19 protein-coding genes and 1 tRNA gene are annotated in these 25342 nt (G+C 44.3%); 7 read left to right on the forward strand and 13 right to left on the reverse strand.

Going from position 1 to position 25342, the window contains the following annotated elements:
* Nucleotides 1-3: 3 nt before the first annotated feature.
* The 7 genes from WB308_RS01000 to WB308_RS01030 all read right to left on the reverse strand — a co-directional run bounded on the left by WB308_RS01000 (nucleotide 4) and on the right by WB308_RS01030 (nucleotide 12614).
* Nucleotides 4-1650 carry an ABC transporter substrate-binding protein gene (locus WB308_RS01000; protein WP_424188102.1) on the reverse strand — a complete coding sequence of 549 codons (1647 nt, stop codon included), beginning with the start codon at nucleotides 1648-1650 and terminating at the stop codon, nucleotides 4-6.
* 166 nt (nucleotides 1651-1816) lie between these two features.
* A complete protein-coding gene (locus WB308_RS01005) occupies nucleotides 1817-3274 on the reverse strand; it encodes a response regulator (protein ID WP_424188104.1) in 1458 nt (485 codons plus the stop codon).
* Between the two features lie 141 nt (nucleotides 3275-3415).
* Nucleotides 3416-9187, reverse strand: a complete 5772-nt coding sequence (locus WB308_RS01010; protein ID WP_424188106.1) for a protein kinase domain-containing protein — start codon at nucleotides 9185-9187, stop codon at nucleotides 3416-3418.
* Nucleotides 9188-9219: 32 nt separating this feature from the next.
* Nucleotides 9220-10653 (reverse strand): HD domain-containing phosphohydrolase, encoded by a 1434-nt coding sequence (locus tag WB308_RS01015; protein ID WP_424188108.1) that lies wholly within the window; start codon nucleotides 10651-10653, stop codon nucleotides 9220-9222.
* Nucleotides 10653-10949 carry an ATP-binding protein gene (locus tag WB308_RS01020; protein WP_424188110.1) on the reverse strand — a complete coding sequence of 99 codons (297 nt, stop codon included), beginning with the start codon at nucleotides 10947-10949 and terminating at the stop codon, nucleotides 10653-10655. The genes WB308_RS01015 and WB308_RS01020 overlap by 1 nt, the downstream gene beginning before the upstream one ends.
* Nucleotides 10950-11176: 227 nt before the next feature.
* Nucleotides 11177-11252: transfer RNA gene (locus WB308_RS01025), tRNA-Ile, on the reverse strand.
* Nucleotides 11253-11504: 252 nt separating this feature from the next.
* A complete protein-coding gene (locus WB308_RS01030; RefSeq protein ID WP_424188112.1) occupies nucleotides 11505-12614 on the reverse strand; it encodes an FtsW/RodA/SpoVE family cell cycle protein in 1110 nt (369 codons plus the stop codon).
* A gap of 63 nt (nucleotides 12615-12677) precedes the next feature.
* Between WB308_RS01030 and WB308_RS01035 the strand changes: the two genes are divergently transcribed.
* Genes WB308_RS01035 through WB308_RS01060 form a run of 6 tightly spaced genes read left to right on the forward strand, consistent with a single transcriptional unit; the run spans nucleotide 12678 to nucleotide 18710 of the window.
* A complete protein-coding gene (locus WB308_RS01035) occupies nucleotides 12678-13655 on the forward strand; it encodes an RluA family pseudouridine synthase (RefSeq protein ID WP_424188114.1) in 978 nt (325 codons plus the stop codon).
* Entirely contained in the window at nucleotides 13600-14853 is a 1254-nt protein-coding gene (locus tag WB308_RS01040) for a fibronectin type III domain-containing protein (RefSeq protein WP_424188116.1), read from the forward strand. The genes WB308_RS01035 and WB308_RS01040 overlap by 56 nt, the downstream gene beginning before the upstream one ends.
* Before the next feature lie 3 nt (nucleotides 14854-14856).
* On the forward strand, nucleotides 14857-16032 hold the full coding sequence (gene trmB, locus WB308_RS01045; RefSeq protein WP_424188118.1) for a tRNA (guanosine(46)-N7)-methyltransferase TrmB: 1176 nt from the start codon (nucleotides 14857-14859) through the stop codon (nucleotides 16030-16032).
* Nucleotides 16025-16696, forward strand: a complete 672-nt coding sequence (locus WB308_RS01050) for a cell division ATP-binding protein FtsE (RefSeq protein WP_424188120.1) — start codon at nucleotides 16025-16027, stop codon at nucleotides 16694-16696. Before trmB ends, WB308_RS01050 begins: the two co-directional genes overlap by 8 nt.
* Nucleotides 16683-17495 (forward strand): cell division protein FtsX, encoded by an 813-nt coding sequence (locus WB308_RS01055; RefSeq protein ID WP_424188122.1) that lies wholly within the window; start codon nucleotides 16683-16685, stop codon nucleotides 17493-17495. Before WB308_RS01050 ends, WB308_RS01055 begins: the two co-directional genes overlap by 14 nt.
* Nucleotides 17496-18710: a murein hydrolase activator EnvC family protein gene (locus tag WB308_RS01060; RefSeq protein WP_424188124.1), complete on the forward strand. Its 1215-nt coding sequence runs from the start codon at nucleotides 17496-17498 to the stop codon at nucleotides 18708-18710.
* A gap of 85 nt (nucleotides 18711-18795) precedes the next feature.
* Here WB308_RS01060 and flgH read toward each other — a convergent pair whose 3' ends face one another.
* Nucleotides 18796-19512: a flagellar basal body L-ring protein FlgH gene (gene flgH, locus WB308_RS01065; protein WP_424188126.1), complete on the reverse strand. Its 717-nt coding sequence runs from the start codon at nucleotides 19510-19512 to the stop codon at nucleotides 18796-18798.
* 57 nt (nucleotides 19513-19569) lie between these two features.
* Here flgH and WB308_RS01070 point away from each other — a divergent pair, with 57 nt between their 5' ends.
* On the forward strand, nucleotides 19570-20013 hold the full coding sequence (locus tag WB308_RS01070; RefSeq protein WP_424188128.1) for a GatB/YqeY domain-containing protein: 444 nt from the start codon (nucleotides 19570-19572) through the stop codon (nucleotides 20011-20013).
* A gap of 50 nt (nucleotides 20014-20063) precedes the next feature.
* Here the strand turns inward: WB308_RS01070 and WB308_RS01075 are convergent, their stop codons facing one another.
* The 5 genes from WB308_RS01075 to WB308_RS01095 form a co-directional block, all read right to left on the reverse strand.
* Complete coding sequence (locus WB308_RS01075; RefSeq protein ID WP_424188130.1) at nucleotides 20064-22082, reverse strand: diguanylate cyclase; 2019 nt, start codon at nucleotides 22080-22082, stop codon at nucleotides 20064-20066.
* Between the two features lie 124 nt (nucleotides 22083-22206).
* Nucleotides 22207-22992 carry an indole-3-glycerol phosphate synthase TrpC gene (trpC, locus tag WB308_RS01080; protein ID WP_424188132.1) on the reverse strand — a complete coding sequence of 262 codons (786 nt, stop codon included), beginning with the start codon at nucleotides 22990-22992 and terminating at the stop codon, nucleotides 22207-22209.
* The gene (locus WB308_RS01085; RefSeq protein ID WP_424188134.1) at nucleotides 22992-24248 is read right to left on the reverse strand and encodes a tetratricopeptide repeat protein; all 1257 of its coding nucleotides are present in this window, start codon (nucleotides 24246-24248) and stop codon (nucleotides 22992-22994) included. Before WB308_RS01085 ends, trpC begins: the two co-directional genes overlap by 1 nt.
* Nucleotides 24241-24621 (reverse strand): YkgJ family cysteine cluster protein, encoded by a 381-nt coding sequence (locus WB308_RS01090; RefSeq protein WP_424188136.1) that lies wholly within the window; start codon nucleotides 24619-24621, stop codon nucleotides 24241-24243. The genes WB308_RS01085 and WB308_RS01090 overlap by 8 nt, the downstream gene beginning before the upstream one ends.
* The gene (locus tag WB308_RS01095) at nucleotides 24606-25304 is read right to left on the reverse strand and encodes a tRNA1(Val) (adenine(37)-N6)-methyltransferase (protein WP_424188138.1); all 699 of its coding nucleotides are present in this window, start codon (nucleotides 25302-25304) and stop codon (nucleotides 24606-24608) included. Before WB308_RS01095 ends, WB308_RS01090 begins: the two co-directional genes overlap by 16 nt.
* Between the last annotated feature and the right edge of the window lie 38 nt (nucleotides 25305-25342).

Here is a 25342-nt window from a genome sequence, read left to right on the forward strand (position 1 = left end):
TTCTCATGCAAATAGCGAGTAACGATTTTTTCCATCTCTTTTAGATTCATACATCGCTTGGTCCGCCTGCCGTACCAAATGATCCGCATCTTGCGCATTAAGAGGGTAGAGAGTGACTCCAATACTTGCCGAAACGTGCACGGTCTCATTCTTTAGAATGATCGGATCGGACGCGGCGCGAAGAAGACGTTCAACAATCGGTTCGAAATCTTTGGGATTTTCCAAATTTCCCAATACGGCAATAAACTCATCACCGCCCATTCGTCCCAGTGTATCTTCTTCGCGAAGCACATCAATCATCCGCTTCGAAATAGCCACTAAAAGCTCATCTCCAACCGCATGCCCATAAGTATCATTAACCGTTTTAAAGCCGTCTAGATCGAGGTATACGACGGCAACAAATCGATCATTGCGACGACTGTGAGCCATGGCGACATTAAGGCGATCAAAGAATAAGAGACGATTTGGCAAATGAGTCAGAGAATCATAATAGGCAATTTCTTCTAGCTCTTTTTGGGATTCTTTTAAACGGATTTCACTCTCTTCAAGCGTTTTTTTGGTCTCTTTTAAGCGTTGATTTAACCACAAAACATAAAGCAAAATACCCAACATAAAGGAGATCAGTACGACACCTGTGACAAAGGCTGAAGTGACCCATTTTGGAAGGCGAGCACTATTTGGGTTATAAATAAAACCTTCCAGCGTAAATCCAGGCTTCACCAAACCTGCCTTGACAAAGGTATCGGCCATATGCTGCCATCGCTCCGGATTCATATGACCCATTTGGATCAAATCAGGGAAAATGAGTTTACGCATCTCTGCGGCTTCAAATTCGAGATGTTCCCGCGATTTTTCAACATGGTATTTACGGATGAGCAGATCAATGATCTCATCGGGATGGTCCATAGCGTATTTCCATCCTCGCAGTGTCGCCCGGCGCATTGCTTCGACCCGTTTTGGATTTTCTTTTAATTCCTGTTCGGTGGTAAAGAAAATATCACTGTAAAAGTCAATACGGTAATTGACGGGATTGATTACGGTATAGGGAATATTTTGCTGTTGCAGAAAAAAGGGTTCATTCGTGAGATAAGAGTTGAATGCATCCACTTTTCCCGAAATCAAATCATTGAGATCGTAACTGCTGGAGCGAAGGTCAATGTCGGAGGGTTTGACCCCTTCATCCAAGAACATGGTCAAAAAGTCTGAATCTTCGGTGCGATTCATCAGCATCACTTTTTTTCCGATGAGATCATGTACCGTATTGATCCCAGAGTCCTTGCGTGCCAGCAGTACCGACGGAGAGTGCTGAAAAATGGATGCCAAAGCGACAAGCGGTTTTCCCTGCAATCGATTGAGAAGAACTTCACTATTCCCCTCCCCATACTGGGCTTTGCCTGCAAGAACTTCACTTACCGGCTGATGTTTCGGATCGCCTGCGACCAATTGAACGTTTAGACCCTCTTCTTTGTAAAATCCCTTCTCGAGAGCGGCATAATAACCGGCAAACTGGAATTGGTGGTGCCATCGCAGCTGCAGACGAACGATATTATCATTGGCTTGCGCACAACTCATCAAGCCGATGGCCAAAATCAAAAGAAACAATCGGAAAAGGTAAGTTAATGGAGATAAAAAGCTTGGAGAATAATTCATACCGGTGTTACTTTCTAAAATGACATATATAAACAAAGATAATCATTCTAGCATAAAATACTTCATAAGCGTTACGCGCCACAGCTGATTCATGTTTTTGGGAACTCCTAAAAATCAGTTTTAGAATAACTAATATTCTATTGAAATCTTTCTTTCACTCTTGAGGCTATTGCTTCGGAAGTTTGATACTAAATAATGTTTCCTGACCTTCACTGCTGACTTCCAACAACCCCTTGCAATGATCTTCAATGATCATTTTACTCATGTAAAGGCCCAATCCGGTACCATTCTTTTTATTTTTAGTCGTAAAGTACGGTGTAAAAAGCTTATTAACTAAATCCGTTGAGATTCCTCCTGCCTTATCATGGACCTTGATAATACCGTATTCCTCATCGTGATCGACGGTGATTGTGATTGTGTAATACCTATTATTTTCTTCACAGGCATCAACCGAGTTTTTCAGCAAGGTGATGAGAACCTGAAGTACTTCATTATAAAACGTCTTGAGTATAACATCATCTCTAATAATCTCATGCACTTCAATACCCTTATCTTTAAAGGTATGGTCTAAAAGGCTAATTGCATGATGTATTAATTTGGAGAATGTAACGTCCTCTTTTTCTTTATTAGGACTCGACAAATCTCTATAGTCCGAAATTGTTTGTGACAAATGAACACATTGCTGCTCAATTTTTATCAAATTGTCTATCAGAGCAAAATCCCCCTGCTCTTTCATCAGCTCTTTGAGGCGTATCTGTGCTGCAATTGCATTAATAATCGACAATGGCTGGCGCCATTGATGTGCGATCATGGAAATCATCTCTCCCAATTGTGCTTGGCGAGCTTGCATTTTAAATAATTTTTCTTCTTCAAGCTTTTCAGTTATATCGCGTGCAATCAATATCATTTTATTTGGATCCGTACCAAAACGTGAAAGCGTCATATCAAGGTATTTAGTCTTATTTAAATTGTTTCCCAGCAATAAGGAGCACTCCATCCTTGTAGACCCTTCAGATGCAGAAGTTAAATAATGCAAAAAATCATTTCCTCGACATTCAAAATGATACGTCGAATTAAGAATATTCATTCCGATGAATTCATTTTTTGTCGTTTCAAACAGCTTCGAAGCCATATCATTACAGTCAACCACAAAATTGTTTTTTAAAATAATTATTGCTTCATAAACCGACGAGCACACCGTACGATAAAACTGTTCGGAGTCATATCTAAGTTTACCTAGTTTTACGGCACCATCGATTCTTGCCACCAATTCAGCAGCATGAAGAGGTTTAGTGAGATAGTCATCCGCGCCTGCAAGTATTGCTTCCATTTTAGCATCTTGACCTGCACATGCTGACACTAAAATTATGGGTAACGTAGCCGTCATTTGATTGCTGCGAAGCGTTTGCAGCAAACCAAGTCCATCCAACCCCGGCATTATCACATCGCTCAATAGTAAATCCGGCAGAGTCTCTTTGCAAAAATCGAGCGCTTGGTTTCCATCTGAGACTGTTTTAACACAGTACCCCACATGCTCAAGCAGTCTTGAGATAGACTCTCTTGTATCCATATCGTCATCCGCGAAAAGTATCAATCCTTTCGTCTGCTCTTGGGTTAGATTCATAATTAATTCACTTTCATTATATTAAAGATGACTACAGATTATTTAATAAAGGGCATAACCTATTATTTGAAAGATTTTGTATATTGCATTCATCTCTCATTTTTTTACGTATCCTAAGAATGATATTTTTTAATATTTAGATCATTTACACTCTTGAATCGGAATTCTAATGATAAATTTTGCCCCTTTTTGGGTATTTTCTATTTTTATCGTTCCGTGACAATGATTCTCAACGACGGTTTTACACATATAGAGTCCCAAGCCGGTCCCCGTATGGCTTTTCGTCGAAACATACGGTAGAAAAATCGTATCCATCAAAATCGGATCAATTCCGCCGGCATTATCTTCAACGCTGATAATCACCTCTCCCTCTTGCTGGTCCGTCATAATCATCAGCTCAGGGGAGACAGTGCTCCGCTCTTCAAATACGTCTTGTGCATTTTTAAAAAGATTCAACATCACCTGGACCAGTTCGTTTTCGAATATTCTGTATTGATGATCGTTGCTATGTGTCTGATGGACCGCAATTTTATTTTGTATCAACGAATGTTCGATAAGGTTGAGGGTTTTAGAAAATACCGTAGCGCTGGTAGTGGCAACAGCCTGTTTATCCGGTTTAAAAAAATCCCGAAAATCGGTGATCGTACGCGATAAGTACTGTATTTGTAATTCGATCGCATCGATACTCTCCACAAAATCTTCCATAGTCGCTTTTTGAAGGAAAATATTGATCCTTTCCCGGCCTAAATAAGCGCTCATGATCGTCAGCGGCTGGCGCCACTGGTGGGCGATCATGGAAAGCATCTCTCCCATTTGAGCCTGCCGTGTCTGCATCAAGAAGAGCTTGTCTTTAATATTGCGTTCGGTGACATCTTCTTGGATCGTCACGAAATTGACAATCTCGCCATGGGTATCAAATATCGGAAAAATCGTCGACTCACAATCGCGGTGCTCACCATTTTTCATCCGGTTAACCATGGTACTGCGCCATATCTCTTTTTCAAGGGAAATGGTATTCCAAAGCTCCCGGTAAAAAGAATCAGAATGAACGCCGGATCGGAAAATATTCATATTTTGGCCAATCAGTTCATGTTGAAAATATCCCGTCATATTGAGACATTGTTTGTTGACGTATTCAATAGAACCGTCTATGTCGGTGATAATAGTGGTATAGGGGTTTTGGTCCACGACCTGTGACAGCTGGCTGATCAGCGCCTCTGAATGTTTTAACTCCGTGATATCCTGAATCGTTCCGGACATCTTTTGGTGTTCCCCCTCCCAAAATACCTCCGCACGCTGATGGACGAATTTAATCTTACCGGCTGCCGTCACAATACGGTGAGTGACATCATAATAGTGCTGTCCGCTCATCGCTTTTTCAAATGCATCCAGTACTATCATTTCATCTTCAGGATGGAGATGGCGCATAAACCAATTGTCATCAATACTCATTTCAAACGGTTCAAGGTCATAAATACGATACGTCTCCGCCGACCATACTATCTCATCAGTCGCTCTATTGTATTGCCAGCTCCCTATATGCGCTATCTGCTGTGCCTTATTGAGACTCTTCTCGTTAATTTTAAGTGACTCATAAAGAGATGCATTTTTGTAAATAATCGCCGATTGTGTCAACAAAAGACGTAACGTCTGAACCGTATCGGGGCTTAGAGGTGTCACTACATCACGGTTTTCAATATATAAAGCTCCCTGGACGGAGCCTTCTATCATCGCAATAGTGACAAAACACGAAGCCGGTCTGTGTTGTCGGATATATTCGTCGTATTGGAACATTCCACTCTCAGCCGGGTTCTCCAGAGTGATATTCTTTTTCATATTGATAGCATGGGACAGGACATGTTGCGGGACGAAGGTTGTTTCGTTCAGCGGTTTATTGAAAAATTCAATTTCCCCATTTTTAAAATCGATGCCGGCACTTTTGTAAAAATCTTCTCCATCTTTAAACATCAAAACAGCTCTGCTGGCGGTCGCATTTTCCAAAATTATTTTCAGTAACGTCGTCACAAGTTCATCCGTGTTCATCACTTGCGAAATGGCTTGAAATGATTTCAACAGACTCTGGAAGTTAGCGGGTTCTGATTTCATAAAAGAGCTGTTTGATGAGCTTTCCATCATATTTGACACGGATACGGTAGGGATGATATATTTCTCTTTTAGCCGCTTTGCCGCTTCATACGCTCCCCACTGATTCAGTCCGACAACGGCTTCATTGAAATACGAATGGCTCATCTCCGGATAGGAGAGTTTTTTCCAATACCGCCCCGCGCATACATTGCCCATTGCAATGAAAAACGGATTTTTACTTTTTCGGGCCTCTTTTAATGTCTCATCATAGGCCTTTGCCACATTCCAATGGTTATCATCCGATTTTATCCGCTCTGCTTTAAGAAGCAATTTCCAAAATTTATAATTGGCCGGTGCAGCCTTGGAATAGGAGTCGCACGCTAAGAGATCTCCGTTTAAAAGTGCCGTTTCGGCATCGCTCAAAGGGATTCGTTTGTTTAGCAGAAGCAATGCACGCAAATAATGGAGTCTGATATTCGGAAACATGATCACTTCATTCGAACTGTAATGGACAAAATATTCTAAAAACTTGTAGGCTTTTTTCCATTCACCTTCGATAAAACAGGTTTGCGCTTTAAGGATACCATACCAGGCCAAACCGGGGTAAAAATGTTCCGATTCCCATAATGCGATCGCTTTTTCTTCTGCTGCGAAATCCTGAGCATACGGATCTTGCAGGTAGCGCACCGTATTGGTCAAAACCTGAAATACAGCGATCATTTTGGTATCACCGGATCTCAGAATAAAGGTCTGCTCTCTAATGATATTTTGACGAAGATTTTCCAACGATTCACCGGCAAGAAAATCGGAAAAATGCATTAAAAAATTAGCCCAGGTTCCAAATATGATATCTCCGTTCATTTTGCTTTGTTGAAGACTTTTTTGATACAAAGCAACATTCGAGGAGAGCGGTTTTATGTAGGGATTAATAAAGTTGGCAAAAAAATTGTGAACTTTCGGAAGCATACTCTTGTCATTAAGTTCATGATTGAGTTTTAGTGAGACTATACCGAACCGATACCCCTGCGTATACTCCCCTTTTGAAACCATTGAGGCTCCGTAAAGGACATACCCAAAGGACGATTCACTCGAATTGCCAAAACGGAAAGAGAGATCGATGATATTTAAATAAGCCCATTGCATCCATTCGATATCAGCAAGGTAAAAAGCAGCTTCCCAGTAATCGACCAGTAACGATAGTATTTTTTGTTTTTGCTGATTTTGCAATATTGGCAGTTTGACTATCTCGTCCGGAGTACCGTAAAGGGGATTGTTTTTGATTTTTCGGTCCAGCTTTTCCACTATTTTATGGAGCTCATTATCTGCATTCGGAATTTGCAGTCCAAGCTCTTTTAATAAATTATCGCCGAACTCGATCAACTCATTAAAATGGCTCCCTTTTGTTACGCAGATGTTTTTCAGCAATGTGAAACACATCAGTCTCTCATTTATGTTTTTGGCTTTTGCCATCAGCAGTACGGTATGCGTATACGCATCGTTATGCAATGCATTTAGATATAGGGTCTTACCTTTGAGTAATTGATAATGAAATGTCAAAGCCCGTTCATTTCCCCATGATCGCTCGTGGAATAAATGGGTATCGATCCATCTGACATGCTCCATGGCTAGCGCATAGGAGTTGTTTTTGATCATTTCATCAAGTGCCTGTACATTCAATTTATAAAGTCTGGAAGGGAAATGGCCGATATCGTACCCATGGTTGAGGTGATGCGTTATGGCGACAGCATTGGCTTTGTTTTTCTCCTTGGAAATCCGTTCGAGATAGTGGCCTATCTCTTTATGAATCTCTTTTTTAACATTCTTCTCGATCGAGGAGAAAACGAACTGATGGATTTGGTCATGAACAAACTGATACTCTCTTCCCAATAGTTCGATGAACCCTTTTTCTTCCAGATCTTCCAACAAATGGTTCGGTTGTCCCAAAAAATCCATAATAGTCAGGGTAAGGCCTAAATCGTTACGATTGCCCAATATGGCCAAATACTGCAGATATAATTGTTCCGCAGCGTCCAAAAGAGAAAATTGCGCATTGATAATCGTGACGATATTAATACTAGCACTGTAGGATTTTAGATGTTCAAGGGAGTAATTCCATTTGCCGTTCTCATATCGTAATCCGTTCGAATCAATCAGGTGATGGAGAAATGTTTTGATATAAAACGGATTACCGTTTGTTTTTTTATAGATGAGCGATGCGAAATTTTGAGTCTGTTCACTCTTCTCATGCAAAAATTCATACAAGATAGTATTGATATCTTGCTCATTGAGAGGCAAAAGATGAAAAGCATAGCACTCAAAACGTGATTTGTTATCAATCGTCTCTATTAATTTACCAATACCGTCTATTTCATTGTCGCGGTAACTCGCGATAAAATGAAGATTAGGATTGCTGATTTCAAGAATCGATTTTTGTATCACTTCTACCGATGCCGAATCTGCCCACTGCAGGTCATCCATAAACAAAATCAAAGGTGCCTCGGCCGTTACTATGTGGGTAAAAAAATCTTCAAGGGCATAAGGGAGTTGATTGCTGATCTCTTCGGATGAATGGCATGGCTGATCGGAAGGCAACGGAAAAATTTCGCATAATTCAGGGAAGACTTGACACAAAACCTGAATACTGTTCGGATGAATTTTGAACTCTTTTTTTCCCTGAGTATGGTTTTTAAGATAGAGATGAAACTGCGAAAAAATCTGCTTGAATATATGATAAGGAGCAGCCGTTTGATATTGTTCAAACTTCCCTTTGAAAATACGGAATCCGCCGGTATTGATATAGGTGAAAAACTCTTCTATCAAACGGGTTTTCCCCACCCCTGAGCTCCCCGATACCAGCATCTTTACCGAACTGCCCGAAAGGGCTTTTTCGGCCGCTTGCCTAAGCAGCGATATCTCTTTTTCCCTGCCGAAAAGTCGTTCGCCGAATTTGAATAAAGGACGATCCTGGGTCGCAATCACGAACTCTTCAATCCCCCCTGAGCGTTTAAACAATTGGCGGCACTGTTTCAAATCATACACAATGGCATCATCGCTTTGGTAGCGTCTGTCCGGCTGTTTCTCAATCAGTTTTTCGACAATGTTCGATAGGACGAGCGGTATGGTATCCTTGAGCCCATGAAGAGGAACGGGGTCTAAGGCGATTTGCTTGTGAATCAGTTCATACCGATCTTTTGCATCAAAAGGCAATCGTCCGGAGAAGAGATGGTACAGCGTCATCCCGAAACTGTAAAAATCGGTTCTGTGATCGATTTTTTGCTTGGTCCGGCCCGTCTGTTCCGGTGACATATACAACAGGTTCCCGGATGTTCCGACATTGACATCGTTATTAAAACGGTAATGGTCGTCGTAAATCGAATAGCCGAAATCGATTATCTGGACGGCTTTTGTTTTCGGGTTATAGATGACATTTTTAGGATTGATATCGGCATGGATAATATGTTTTTGGTGCAAATAGCGGATAGTATCGGCAACATCGATTGCAATATCGAGTGATTCATCCAGCCCAAAGCACCCCTCCTGAAGAAAATTGAACAAAGAATCCCCGCCGATGTCTTCGAAAATGTGTATATATCTCGATCGGATATCAACTTCATTGACCATCTTGATAATTTTCGATGACTTTAACGTCGAAAGGATCTGATATTCATTAACGAATTGCGCTATATTGTGATCATCCTGCACGCTTTGTTTGAGCATTTTGATAATAACGCTTTGTTTTGTCGAGAGGTGAGTAGCTCTATACACCACGGTGGTAAGATTTTCATGTAAGGTATCTATGATTTGATATTGGCTGCTGAACGTTGTCAAAAGGTCTCCTAAACCAAAAAAAAATTATATTGTCAATCAGTGAACTCTTTTGAAATCGCAATAAAAGTATCAATATTCGCCATAAATATATCAACGAGATCCGGATCAAAATGTTTGGCCCGTTCATTAACGATATATTCGATAATTTGTTCCATCGGCCACGCCTTTTTATAAACACGTACACAGCTTAAGGCATCGAAAACATCCGCTAATGCGGTGATTCTACCGTAAATATGAATATCTTCCCTCGATAAAGCCCGAGGATATCCCGAGCCATCCCATTTTTCATGGTGTTCACGGGCAATGATCGCTGCGGCTTGAAGCAAAGGGCGCTTAGAATTTTTAAGGATATCATAGCCGATAGAACTGTGTTTTTTCATTATGTTATATTCTTCTGGATCAAGTTTACCGGGTTTGAGAAGAATTGAATCAGGAATACCTATTTTACCGATATCATGCATCGGTGATGCACTGTAAATGAGCGTTGCATCTTCATCGTTTAAGCCGTAAAGTTCCGCAAGGAGTCTCGAATATTTCGAGACCCTCCGAACGTGATTACCTGTTTCGTTGGAACGGGTTTCGCCGATTTCACCGAGGAGATTGAGCATTTCATGCTGCGTATTCCATATCTCTTCGTTCAGGTTATGCATCTGTGTCACATCGTAGCTGATACTGATAAACTCCAATATATGACCGAATTCATCCAATATCGGTTTAATCGTCGTGTCGGTAATATAATGGGTCCCATCTTTTTTTAAATTTTTGATCGTACCGTGCCATATTTTTTTGTCCAAAATGGTCTGCCATAAATGCTCATAAAAATGGGGCGGAGTCTCCTCATGACGGATAATGTTATGGCCGTATCGGATCATATCGTCTTTGCCGTAACCGCTGGTATTGCAAAAAGCATCGTTGACGTAGGTAATATTTCCTTGTAAGTCCGTTTTTGAAACGATCATCGATACGTCAACGATCTCTTTGTATTGTTCCAGAAGGGTTGACTGATGAATGAGATCTTGTTTGAGATGTGCCGTAAACTCTTCAACTTTTCGGGCATTGTAGATATTTTGGGATACCGTGTAGAGTGTCTGGATCATATTATCGGTTTTCATCGGTTTTAGAATGAACTGCGCGACACCGTTATTGATCAGTTCAAGCAAATAACTGCTGTCTTCGCATGCAGAAGTGACAATGACGCTTTGTAAAGGGTCGATCTCTTTGATCTTTTGGATCATAGCGACTCCATTCATCTCCGGCATCAATATATCGGTGATTACCAAGTCATAGCTCTTTTCTTGATAAAGGGCCAATCCTTCCTTTCCATTGCTGGCGGTTTCAACAACGGAAAATATGCTCGAAAAAAGCATGGCCGTATTTTCCCGTATCAGTTCTTCGTCTTCGACATATAAAACTCTCATCCCTTCCGCATAGAGGGTCAGTTTTTTTAGAATATCTTTAACGTGCATTATTGTTTACTCTCCAATGGCAGTTTGATGGTAAAAATAGCATATACGCCGTTGCTGCTTGCATAGATCGATCCATGGCAATGTCCTTCAAGAATCATTTTACTCATATGAAGCCCTATGCCCGTACCCTTATCTTGATCTTTTGTTGTGAAATACGGAAGAAATATCTTCTCTAAGATTTCAGCAGATATCCCTTCTGCATTATCAAGAATTGCTATGTTACCGTATTTTCCGTCATTGTCAATACAAATTAATATTTTTTTGTGTTGAATAACCTTTTCTTCAAATGTGTCCAACGCATTTGAAAAAAAGAGCTATCAAGACATGAAGTACTTTATTACGGTAGGAGAAAAGTACTGGATCGTCCTTTACTTTGTAGAAAAACTACATTAAGAACTTAGATGATATGAAATAAAAAAAGGGTATTAGAGGCTAATTAGCGTTAAAAATGCCTATTTTAGGCAGCTACATAAGGTTAAATAGAGAATATTAGAGGAGATTAGAGGAGATTATTTTGATGAGGTGGTGGGTCAAGCAGGATTTGAACCTGCGACAACCCCGTTATGAGCGGGGGGCTCTAACCACTGAACTATTGACCCGTTTGAGGAGCGCCATTATAAACGTTCTTTAATTAGACTGACCTTACATACCTTTTTCATAAGGCGTAAGGTTAGTCTTCTCTCGCATCCGAAAGATGCGGGTAGCTTTAGGGGGATGTACGGGTGAAAAGCGCCAAAAATGCCAACTGCTTGGCTTTTTTAGCTTTGGAACCCATGCCGATGTACGAAAGTACCGGCTGGGTGTCCCTGCCACTTTGCGAGCTTTGCTCGAAAAGTGTGTAACAACTATTACTATAAAAAGCTTTTTTTACCGGTATCGCCGTAAAGATATCGAAACCGATAAGCGACAAGGTTTTCCATGATGGCCAAAAGGACCATGAAATTGACGAAACTGCTCCCGCCGTAGCTAAACATCGGCAGAGGAACCCCCACGACGGGGGCGACTCCGATCGTCATGGCGATGTTGACCGCCATATAGATGAAAAAGAGGAGCGACAGCCCCCCTGCGACGACTTTGATATAGTAATCTTCGGTCCAAAAGGCAATAATCATCAGATGGATGATCAACGCCGCATACAGGGAGATGAGCAAAAACGCTCCGAAAAAACCGAACCGCTCGACGACGTAGGCAAAGATAAAGTCACTCGATGCGATGGGGAGGAATTTCATCTGCGTTTGGGTGGCGTCTTCTTTGTCTTTTCCGAAAAATCCCCCTGAGCCTACGGCGATAATCGACTGCTCGACGTGATAGCTCGGTTTTTCACCGACAAAATCATACAAACGCTGCTTTTGGTAATCATGCAGCTGGGTATAAATGAGCGGCAGAGAGATGACGAACGTAACCGCCAACCCGATCCAGATTTTCCACTTCACCCCGGCGATAAATAAAATCCCAAACCCTAACAAGGCCAAAACGGTGGCGGTTCCCAAATCGGGTTCTTTGGCAATCAGGAAAAACGGCAAAAGGATAAAAAACGAGAGTTTTATAAATGCTTTCAATCCGTAGCCCTCACGCGGAGGGGGATTGCGGCTGATGAGATAGGCGAGCATCAGGACAAAGGCAGGTTTAATCAGCTCGGAGGGCTGAAGGGTGAAATGGATAAACGGAATCTCAATCCACCGCTTGGCCCCCAGTCGGGAGTGTCCTACAAACTCTACGGCAATGAGGAGCAGAATGCTCCCCCAGTATGCTATCGGAATCATCCATAACATCTTCCGGACAGGAAGGAGAAAAAGGGTGATAAAAACACCGATTCCGACCGAAACATAAACGAAATGTTTTTGTCCCAAGGTGGGGTGGATTTCGTAAATCAGCCAACCTGAAGTAAAAACAAGCGGAATCAATAAAATAATGGTTATGAAATCAAAGTGTGCTAAAATTCGTCGATCAATATTGAGCACTACGGTCCTTCTTTTTTTGCTAATTGTAGCACAGCAGAGTTCTAATCACACCTATGGAGACCTATGAGACAAGAAGAATCTATCTTTACCACCGATGCGGCGGTTCGTCTGGACGTTTTTTTAACCCAGCAGCTGGGGCAGACGCGCAACCAAATCGCACAGCTCATCGAACAGGAGTGCGTTAGCGTAGACGGTAAAGCAACCGCTAAATCAGGGTTAAAACTCAAACCAAATCAAACGGTTCATATCCGCTTCCCGGAGCAAAAATCGACTCCGGCGCAGGAGATCGATTTCGAGGTCGAAATTTTGTTTGAAGATGAGGATATTCTCGTCATCAACAAACCCAGTTCCCTCACCGTCCACCCCGCACCGAGTGTCAAAGAGGCGACCCTCGTCGATTGGCTCAAACACAAAGGGATCGCCCTCTCGACCCTCAGCGGTGAAGAGCGTCACGGAATCGTCCACCGACTCGACCGCGGAACGAGCGGGGCGATGGTCATCGCCAAAAACAACGAAGCGCATGAAGCCCTTTCGCTCCAGCTTCAAGACAAAACGATGGGACGTTTTTATTTGGCCGTCATCACCCCTCCGATGAAAGAGGAGATCACCATCATTGACCGCCCTATCGGACGGAGCGCACACAACCGTCTCAAAATGGCTATCAATGAGATGGGTAAAAGTGCCAAAACCGAGTTTCGCAAACTTCTCCCCAGCCATGACGAGACCGAAGAGCTGATCGTGTGCAAGCTCTACAGCGGACGGACCCATCAAATACGGGTCCATTTGGAGTCCATCAGCCGCCATATTCTCGGCGATCATCTCTACGGAACCTCGGCCAAAAGCGATAAAATGGAACGTATCTTGCTTCATGCCTATGTCCTCTATTTCACCCATCCGACGACGAAAAAGAGGGTTCACTTTACCGCTTCACTCGATCGTGTGATGGAAGATTATTTAAATAAACATTTTGATCCAAAGGAATACAATGAACTCATCGATCCGATACGCATTGAGCGTCTCTTTAGCACTGAGTCTCTTTAGCGGCTGTGCCCCTCAGCCCACACCGCCTAAAACCGTTACGATTGATTCATCTCTCCCTACCCCCTCGATGAATGGATTTATCGCCGACATCACTTCGGTCGCGTTTGAGTGGAAACCTCTAAGTGATCCGAGAGTAACAGGGTATTACGTCTATCGCAACACTCCGGGTGCCGAGGATCAGAAGCTTCAGCGCATCGCAACGATTGAGAGCCGTTTTGCCACCCATTATGTCGATCATGATCTCAAGCCGGGGAGTGAGTACCAATACCGTTTTGCGGCCATTACCAAAGAGGGAAGCGAATCGGTTGCGAGTGAAACGATGCTCGTCGCCACACAGCCGATGATCGCCCCCGTCAGCTTTTTCCAGTCGGTCGGCAATATGCCCCGCAGCGCCAAGCTCCTCTGGCGTCCCCATCCGAACGGGAAAATCAACGGCTACCTTATCGAACGGCAAAATGCAACCGACCAAAAATGGTCCGAAATCGCTACGATTGCAGGGCGTTTAAATGCCGAATTCATCGATACGGAACTAAAAGACGGTCAAGTCTACTTTTACCGCATCAAAGCCACCACGTTTGACAAACTCTCAACCGAACCGAGTGAAATAACCAAAGTGGTCACAAAACCGCTCCCTCCGGAGATCAAAAATATCACCAGCACCAATAATCTCCCCCGTGCCATTACCTTGGGGTGGGAAGCAAGCATGATCAATGATTTGAGTCACTACAACATCTATCGCTCCACCTCGCCAAAGGGTCCGTTTGATTACCACGTTAAACTTGATACAACTACGTTTACCGATACGATTACCGAAGACGGAAAATTCTATTTTTACAAAATAACGGCGGTTGATAAAGATGGCCTTGAGAGTCCTCTCTCCGCAGTAGCTACCCAGGGTTCTACCCTCCCTAAACCGCAAACACCGATCAAGTATGAGGGAAAAATACTCAACAAAGCCGCAGAACTGGAATGGAGCAATAACGATCCGCGTACCGTCTCGTATACCGTCGTCAAAACAACCAAAACCAGCTGGATCAGCCGCGAAAGTGTCGATATCAACAATATCACCGACACCCGTTTCCGCGATACCGATATCAAACCCGATACGGGCTATCTTTACGAAATCATGAGTGTCGATAAAAACGGTATCCGTTCCCTTCCGACACCCGCGATTGAACTCAGTTTCGAGGCAAAGTAGAGTATGCCGCATTTACACATCGAATCCTTTAAACCTCTCTCCCTTCCCGCACAATGCGGTGATGTAGAGTTTCTTTTTCAAGCCGACTACAAAGACGGGCGCGAGGGAGCTTTGATCGCGACACGCTACAAAGAGAGAGAATTCTTTCTGGTTCATAAAAAAGGGGAAACCAAAGAACTGTTGAAAAGCGATAAAATTACCCGCCCTTCCCCCAATTTTTTGATTAAACATGCGTTGTTGGCGTATGCGAAGTGTTCCGGTTCCGTCATTATCGACTCAAACGTCGACAATGCTCCCGAAAATACCCATCTCAAAACCCATGATGCCCTGAAATCGATCTCTTTTTTTGCCGACAACTTCCCGCGTGATCGGGAAGTACGGATCGAAATCGGATTCGGCTCGGCGCGTCACCTCCTCCATCAGGCTGCCGCCAATCCCGATATTTTGTTTATCGGGCTTGAGATTCACAAACCTTCGATTGAGCAGGCACTGAAGCAGATCGTTATCCAAAATCTTACCAACGTAATGATCCTTGATTACGATGCACGGCTTTTTTTGGAATTTGTCCCCTCCAATATCGTCGGTAAAATTTACGTCCATTTTCCGGTGCCGTGGGATAAAAAGCCTCACCGCCGTGTCATTTCGGAAGCTTTTCTAAAAGAATCCGAGCGGGTATTAAAGATCGGCGGGACGTTAGAACTTCGTACCGACAGCGAAAACTATTACCGGTTTGCCCTCGAGACCTTCAGTTCTCCTGCCAAAAGCCGCTTCGACGTTCGTAAAAACCAGGAGATCGCAATCAGCAGTAAATACGAAGACCGCTGGAAGAAAATGGAGAAAAACATCTATGATGTGACGTTCACTTCTGAAGTGGAAAGTCCTGAGCCTGATATGGTCGGGGACTTTTCGTTCTCGTCTCCTGTGGTAGAGGGGAGCATTGTTGATCGCCTCTCCAAAGAGACCTATAAACGCGAATGGGGGTTCATCCATGTTGAACGAATCTTTACCGTCGGTGAAAACGGTCGAATGATCCGCTTAGCGATGGGGAGCTTCGATCGCCCCGAAAGTACCTATGTACTGATCGAAAACGGCTCTGTCCGCTATTTCCCGTCTCTTCCGGTCCGCTCTAGCGCGAACCTCAAAGCCCACATCTTACTAGACGAGCTGCTGCATGGATAAAGTCATTATTGCCGAAAATCTCTCTCTTTCGTACAAAGAGTTTGAAACGATCATTTCCAAGGCCAACTTCTCAATCGATGCGGGAAGTTTCGTATTTATCACCGGAGCGAGCGGAAGCGGAAAATCAACCCTCCTGAAATCGTTTTACGGTGCCATTGAACCCCGAGCCGGCCACCTTATGGTAGGGGGAGTCAAAATGAGCCGTATCAGTACCTCCAAACTCAATTTTCTCCGCCGCCACATCGGTGTCGTGTTCCAAGATTACAAGCTGATCAAAGAGTGGACGATCGAGAAAAACGTCATGCTCCCCCTCATTATTTCCGGATACACCAAAGATGTGAGCAGTGCTCAGGTACAAAAACTTCTCGGTCACGTCAAACTGAATCATCAAGCGGGGAAATATCCTCCGGAACTGAGCGGCGGGGAACAGCAGCGTGTCGCTATGGCCCGCGCCCTTGCACATAATCCGATTCTGATTTTAGCCGATGAGCCGACGGGAAATCTGGATGAATACTCATCTCAGGTGATATGGAATCTGCTTGAGGGGGCAAATACCCAGCTCAAAACGACTGTTGTTGTTGTGACCCATAATATCCCCTCCTCCATCACCGTACCTTACACACATTACCATATCGAGATGGGGAATATCCATGAAATCTCTTAAAAATCATATATCGCTCATTATCGCCCTCTTTACCGTTTTGTTTTCAGTTCAAATCTATGTAGCCGTCGATCGGACGATCGCAGCTTATGAGGATCGGCTTAAAAACGATTATTCCATTATCGTCGTTGCCAACAAAAGCCTAACCCCTGCTGAGTTCAAAGCGATGGATTCAATCATCGAAAGAAGCGACGCCATCGCAACGGATCAGGTTTTAGAGCGGCTCAAAGGGGAGATGAGCAAAAAAAATCTTGATTTGCTCAAACTCACCCTTCCGAAGTTTTACCGCATCTATCTGAGCCGTTTCCCGACTCCGTATGAGATTGAAAAACTTCAAAAACGGCTTCAGAAACACTCTGCCATTGAACGGGTGGAAGGGTATGCCCAAACGCATGACACCGTCTATAAGCTGATGCTTTTGTTTAAAGACGTGGTACAGATTTTCTCTATCGCCATCGCAGCGGTCACCTCGCTTCTTATCCTCAAAGAGATGCGTTTATGGCAGTTCCAGCATGCTGATAGGATGTCGATTATGGCCCTATTCGGTGCACCGGTTTGGCTTCGTTCCGCCGTCTTGTTTCGTCTTGCAATCGTCGATGCCATTATCGCCACGATTATCGTGTGCCTTGCCTTTTTTGTCATTGAGCAATACGGCTGGATGGATCTCCTGCTGCAAACTGTAGGGATCAATATCGAACTTTTCGATTTCGTAAACGATGCCTTGCGCTCCCTTCTGATCGCATTGGGTGTATCGATTGTATTGACCCTTACAATCGTCATCGGAAACAGTGAAGAGGAATAGATGAAAATTTCCCTCTCCTTGTTAGCGATCTCTTTGATCGCGGTTTCGCTGCATGGTGCTAAAATCGATGAAAAGATTCAACACACATCGAAAAAATTGATTGAAACCAAACAAACCTTTTCAAGCATTACGGCAAAACTCGAAGCAACCGCATCTAAAATCATGCAACAAAAGCAGATCATCGGAACGCAGCAGCAAAAGATCAGCACCCTCGTGGATGAACTCAAATCCAAAGAGAATATTTATCAATCCAACAAAATGACCTTAAGCCAACTGGAAGCGCAGCAAACCCTTTTGACGAAAACCCAGAATGATATTGAACAGCGTCTCGTATTTGCCATCGCACGCAATACCTCCATCTCTTTATTGATCAATGATGACCGTGCGAAAGAGGCCGATGCCATCATTACCGAAGAGGCCCTCAAGCTGCATCTTAAACAGATCAATCAGGAGATCAAAGAGCTCAACACCCTTTTCGTCGAAAACAATGCCAAAATAGCCGGACTCTCTTCGCAGACAACCCTCCTCAAAAAGTCCATCGCTATCATCGATCAGGAAAAAAATAAAGTTCTTGAAACCAAAAAAGAGAATGAAAAAGCAATTGCAGCACTCGAACACGAAAAAGAGAAATATAAAAAATCGTTAAATAAAATCCTTAATCAGCAGCGCTCATTGCAAAACACCCTTGCCAGTCTCAATATTATCAAACGTGAATCCCTTAAACCCAAAAAAGCTCCCCCTCCTCTCGTAGCCCAAAAGCCGGGATCAAAACCGGTTCCGGCGAATGTCAAACAAGCAATTTCCGACTACCGTCCCTCGAATATTGCCGGATATGCAGGTGAGCGGAGTATTTCGCCGTTGGATGGATATATTGTTACCAAACGCTTCGGCCCGTACACCGATCCGGTTTACGGGATTAAAATCTTTAATGACTCGGTATCGCTTCGTCCAACATCTGCCGATGCCAAAGTCAAATCGGTTCTTAACGGCAAAGTCATCTTTGCCAAACCGACCGCCATGCTCGAAAATGTCGTTATTATCGAACACGATAACGGACTGCATTCGATTTATGCCCATCTTGACAAGATTGCCCCTACGGTAGAGGTAGGAAAACGGCTGAAACAAGGCTCTATTATCGGACGTGTGGGAAGAGAGTTGATGTTTCAGGTAACACAGCGAAATGCCCATATCGATCCATTGCAAATGATCCGCTAAGTAATCTATACCCGTTCGTGGTGAGCTCGTCGAACCATGAACACTTCACCCTTCGACTGGCTCAGGGCGAACGGGATAAACGTAATCAAAACGGCCAGACCGCCCCTACCATCTTACTCGCCCATCCTTGATTCACCGAACGGTCGACATCCCCTTCATTCGCGTAGAGGATTTTAGCATCGGAGATTTTAGAGGAATTAATCTGGTTATTTTGATCGATATCATACGGCCGGATCACTCCGCTAAGCTGCATGACCTGTTTTTGGTCATCCACCATGATCTCACGGCGTCCGGAGATAAAATAGTTTCCGTTTGCCATCACTTTTACAATCCGTGAGGATACGGTTGTCGTGAATGAGGCATTTTTCGTAGACGATCCCGATCCCGCGTAATCCGAAGTCGATCCTGCAGAAAACCCGATCCCGGCCACGCCATTTAGTTTATTGACGGCGGAACTGACGGCTGAATTTTGCCCGGTTGAGCTGAACAATCCTCCGTTAAGCCCCAGTGTATCGGCTTCGGTCAGTGCTTTATTCGCTTTATTGGAACTGGTTGCCCGTTCAGAGATAACAACCGTTACAATATCATTGACATGCATCGCTTTATGGTCGGAAAAAAGAGGACTGTCTCCCTGACCGAACAGACTCCCCCGTGCCACAAAACTGTTCTCTTCTTCGCGTGAGGGCATCTCTTCGACGTATTTGGGTGGGGTAAACGCGATTTCAGGCTCAGTAAGACGCGCCGTACAACCGCTCAACAACAAGGTTGCCGAAAGAATCGATAAATAAAGTGGTGTCCGCATTGTCCCATCCGAGTCATATTTAGCTATAATAAGCAAAAATAGTTCCAAAGGATATCTATGAGTTTAAAAGAACAAATCAATAATGACATCAAAACAGCTATGAAAGAAAAAAATGCTCCGCTGCGTGATGCTTTACGTCTCCTCACCAGTGCCATGAAACAAATCGAAGTGGATGAGCGCAAAGAGCTCAGTGATGATGATATTATCAAAATCATCCAAAAACAGGTCAAACAGCGTAATGATGCGATGACCCAGTACCGTGAAGCAGGGCGTGAAGATTTGTACGAAAAAGAAGCCTCAGAAGCGGCTATTTTTGAAACCTATTTGCCGAAGCAGCTCAGTGATGAAGAGTTAGAGAGTGCTCTGCGCACCATCATTACTGAATCAGGAGCCGCATCCATGAAAGATATCGGTCGAGTTATGGGTGCCGCCTCCAAAACACTCGGCGCTTCAGCGGACGGTAAACGGATCAACGAATGCGCCAAAAAGCTTCTAAGCTAACACAATAAGCCCCCCGAGCGGGCCAACACCGTTGGCTCCCCATGGTTTCCTCATACCAGTGGATGCGGTTTGCCGAAATGGTACCCCTGCGCGTAATCAACGCCAATCTCTTTGAGGACGTTCAATGTCTCTTCATCCTCTACGTATTCCGCAATGGTTTTCTTTCCGAACTCCTGCGCAATTCCATTGATGTGTTTGACAAAAATACGGTCTTTATCATTGACCGTGATATTTTTGACAAACTCGCCGTCGATTTTAATGTATTCCGTATCAAAATATTTCAGGTAAACAAACGACGAGAATCCCGAACCGAAATCATCCAGTGCAAACGAGATTCCTACCCCCTGCATCTCTTCGATAATCTCCATGAGTGCCTTGACGTTATGGATCGCTTCACGTTCAAGGATTTCGATCGTTATCCCCTCTTTGAGCTGTTGAGGACTGCGAGAGTAATGAGATTCAATCAACTCGACGTAATTGCCGTTGAAAAGGCTGTTTGTTGAGAGATTGAAAAAGAACTTTTTCTCCCAAAGGCCAAGCTCTTCACGGGTTTTAAGCCCTTTGCTCAGAATGATATCGTCGATTCTGCAGGCCATCCCGAGCCGCTCCGCCACTTCGATGAACTGCCCCGCTGCCATATAGCGATCCCCTTCACGTATGCGGGCCAATACCTCATAGCCGAACAGCTCGCCGCTCATAACATCGTAGATCGGCTGAACAAACGGCTCTACCCTATCTTCATCGATCGCCCGGCGAAGGAACTCCCCTTTTTTCTGAATCTCCGTAGCCATCTCCTGATCACTTTGATCAGCGCGGGCAATCGTATTTTTACCGGAGCGCTTCGCTTTGTACATGGCCAGATCCGACCCGGTCAGCAATGCCTCTATGTTCTCCCCCTGCTCAGGATATTCGGCGATACCGAAACTCGCCGTCAACGTAATCTGATCTACCATCAGCGAAATTGCTGTCGACTCGAGCTTTGAGCGGAGCTTTTCAACTACCGCGAACCCCTCCTCAAATGCCGTCTGAGGTAAAATAACCGCAAACTCGTCTCCGCCAAGACGGGCCAAAATATCGGCATTGCGCAGGTTCGAACCAAAGATCTCAGTTACCTCTTTTAGAACCAAGTCTCCCGCCGCATGACCGTAGGTATCGTTCACGTATTTGAAATTATCCAAATCGATCATCAGGATGGTAAATTTTTGGTTATGACGGAGAGAGCGTTTGATTTCATACGAGAGAAACTCTTCGAATTTTCGGCGGTTATACAATCCGGTGAGGTAATCACGATCGGAGAGGTGCTGAAGTTTCTCATAATAGTCCTGGATCGAATCGAGCATCCGGTTGACATAACTCTCGATGTTTTTGACTTCCAGAATTTTGGTCTTTAGACTCACCCGTTTGCCCATGTCGTTTTTATTGATAATCTCTTGGATCATCCCTATAAACTGTTTAAGAGGCTGTACAAGGAGGGCATTGAGACGGAAATAAAGGATAGCGAAGATAAGGACCGTGAAAAGGACAAAAAAGACAATGAAAGAGTTGACCATCGTCGTCAACGAAATTTTGAGGTTCGCAACCGGGAAGCGGACATCGATAACACCGTTGATATCCCCTAAGCGTGCATTGGTATGACAGCTAAGGCACTCTTGTTTGACAACGATCGGATAGAGGTAGCGGATCTCTTCATCACCCGTTAATATCTCTTCTCCCTGCATCGCTTTGGCAACGAAGGGATCATGATTTCGGGCATCCTGATCTTGCTTGCGCTCTCCGAACAGTTCGGCCACGATAGGGCTGCGGTAGGCATTGATCCGCATGTTCGGTTCAACTTTATTGAGCCGGAGAATGATCGCATCGAGCTCTTCTTTGCTCCACCCTTTTTCCATGGCAGAATAAAGAGCTTCAAATGCCATGCGGCTCGTTTTACGGGCATCGACCCGGGCCAGTTCATCAATCGCCCGCTGTTTAATGTACACGCCGTATAAAAATGCTACCGCCAAACTTGTTACCAAAGAGATGATGACGGTTTTGGCTATCAGACGTTTATAGGTCGTGTAGGCTTTCATTGTACGTATACCTTGTAGGTGAAATATGGCAATTATATCGTCACATTCTTAAAGTATAAATATAATGATTATTTTTTATCTAAAATACAAAACTTAACTCTTTTTGTGATAAAAATATGATTTTCTACCCGTTTTTGAGGGTTCGGATAGCGGCCTCCACATCGTCCTGGCGCATCAGCGACTCACCGACCAAAAAGGCATCGACTCCCGCTTTATTTAAATCTTCCAGTTGTCCGTGTTCATAAATCCCGCTTTCCGCGACGATAATCTTACCGTTCGGGATAAGGGGGATCAGATCATAACTCAGATTCATGTTCATCTCAAATGTCTGAAGGTTACGGTGGTTAATCCCGATGATATCGGCCCCGGCGTAAATCGCTTTGGTCAGTTCCGCTTTATCGTGGATCTCTACCAGTGCTTCCATCCCCAAATGACGGGTATAGTTCAGAAGTTCTTTCAGTTCGTCTTTGGAGAGTGCCGCCGCGATCAATAAGACGAAATCAGCCCCGTATACCAACGCTTCAAGGAGCTGGTATTTGGAAACAATAAAATCTTTACGTAATAGCGGAATACTGACGTAACGGCGGATTTCCGCCAAATAATCGAGATTTCCCTGAAAAAAATGGGGTTCGGTAAGGATCGAAATGGCATTCGCGCCGCCTCGCTCATACGCTTGGGCGATAGCTACGGGATCGAAATCTTCGCGGATTACCCCTTTTGACGGAGAGGCTTTTTTCACCTCAGAGATGATACGGTACGGTTCCTCGGGGGTGGAGGTCAAAAAGGGGCGGACGTCACGGGGAGCACGGGCATTGAACGCCAACGAGCGTCCCAACCACTCCATACTGAACTTGGCTTCGCGCTCTTTTAAATCTTCTTTGGTTTTTTTGATGATGTCGTCTAAAATCATTAATTTTTCTCCTTAGTTTTACACTTCTCTATTGCTTTGAGATGATCTTTTACCTCTTGTTCGTCTGTTCCGATCATCGATTCAACCTGCCGGATCAAGCGTGATGCTTCGATACATTCACCCTGTTTGTAGTGGCCCCATGCCAACGAGTCAAGATAAAACGGTGAGTCGGGCTGTTTTTCAAGAGCACGGCGGACATAGCCCATCCCCTCCCTCACGTTGATGTCATGATCGATCATCAAATAGCCTAAATAATTTAGATAGAGGGGCTCTTCCAAATCCGTGGAGGCTTTTTTTAAGCCATCCACTACATCGGCGATCAATGCCGGATCATTACGGTTGCTGCTCCCTTCGTATCTGAAAACGGCACTTTGTGCGAGATACAAAGGGTTGTCTTCACGTTCATAGAGCGTTTGAGCCAGAGAAGAAGCTTTGTCAAACGCTTTGACTTTTACATACAGATCGAGCAGGAGGGGATCATTCAAATGTGATTTTTCAAGCAATGCCGTCATTTTCGAAACATCCTGCTGATACAAATAAATCTTGAGAGCCTCATCGGCAGATGAAGGTTCTCCGTAAGCATCGTACGTTTGCTCATAGATGCGCGCCGCATCATTTAATGCCCCGCTGTCCGCATATAATCCACCCAAACGCTTCCCTATAATTTGGCTGTTGCCGTGGGTTCCAATATGCTCTTTTAGAAACTTGATCGCTTCGCTCTTTTCACCCAGTTGTACGTATTGGATCAGGGCTATCCGATCCGCGGTCGTTTCATCGAAACTCAGCGCATACGCTTTTTTAAGAATTGCCACACCCCCCGCATAATCCCCGAGCTTTAAACGCGATTCGGCATACAAGAGATAATCCGATGTTTTTTTGCTCTTTTCGCTGAGGGTGAGTGCTTTTTGCGAAGCTTCTCCCAAATTCCCCTCTTTGAGCAGAGCTATAATCTCGAAACGCTTCAGCATTTCATCCTCGGGAGATTTTGATAGTTCTGCTGCCGTCACTTTCGAGAGTGTTTTGATATCGTTGGCGTGTTCCAACATTTGCAAAGACTGATAGAGATACTCTTTTTTGGAGGTTTGTTTATACAATTCGGCAAAAAAACCGGAGGCTTGATGGTGCTTCTGGCGCATTTGCGCATCGAGGGCATAAAGGGAAAAAGTATCTTCCAATACCTTGGCGTTTTGCATTGTCTTAGGTGCGGCATCGGCAAGAGCAAAGAGCATCGCCGCTATCGATAACATTTTAATCATGGATAATCCCCGGGCATTCGGCTTTGAGCTCATCGACGCGGTGGCGAAAGTAATCCCAAAACGGAAACGTTCGGCACTGCAAAGGACGTGCTTGGTAAATACTACACCCGTTTTGTGAACGATCAAAAAACACGCAGTCATACGAGCCGTTCACTTTTTTCTCTTTGAGTGAAAATCGAAACCCTTCTTTGCGTAAATGAGTGCGGCGAAACTCCCCTTCTTCCATTTCCAAGAGCTTCGCGATAGCAGTAATCTCGGTAACGGAGACGAAAATATTTCCGCTCTCTCCGGTACAGCAGTTTCCCCCGCATTTGGCGCAGGCGGAGGGGTCAAACGCATAGCTAAAACCTTCTTGTGTCATGTATTCGGACATTTGATACTGTGCACCTTTGCTTTATCGTAAATCGCCTGCACTGCAGGGGTATAACTCTCATCCGAAAACGTGATTAACGGAGGGAGAACATTCAACATCGAGCGGCTGTTTTTTTTCAGATGGAGCATCACCAGTGTGCTGGGACGATCCTCTTTTGAATGGACGAATTGTACATCAACGACTCTTAATCCCGAGAGGGAACACGCACCGCAAAGCTGTACAAATTGACGCGCATCGTAACAGATTGCCGCTTCGCCGTTAGATTTGAGGAGTTTGGCTATTTTAGTGATAAACGGCTCAATCGGCAGATGGACGTTATAGCGTGCCTGATGGAGGATCGGATTTTCAGAGCGTGCAACGTTCTCATGGTAAAACGGAGGATTCGATACGATCCAGTCATAACTGCCGTGATTTCCCAACTCTAGAAAATCCCCCTCGTGCAGCGTGTAGCCGATGTGATTGATCGCCGCATTTCGGCGGGCAAATTCAGCGTACAGCGGCTGTTTTTCGACCGATTCGAGTGTAATCTCCGGAAAATCGCGCCCCACCAAAAGCCCCACGATACCGCTCCCCGCACCGACATCGAGTACCTTTCCACGCGGGGCGAATCGGGAGATAAACCCGTACAGCAATATCGAATCGCTGTTGTAACAATAGCCTCCGTTGGGCTGATAAAGAAGCAATTGAATCCCTTTGGGTTATAATTTAATAATTATATCGT

The sequence above is a fragment of the Sulfuricurvum sp. genome (genome assembly GCF_049587615.1).
In the GTDB taxonomy this organism is placed as follows: Bacteria; Campylobacterota; Campylobacteria; order Campylobacterales; family Sulfurimonadaceae; genus Sulfuricurvum.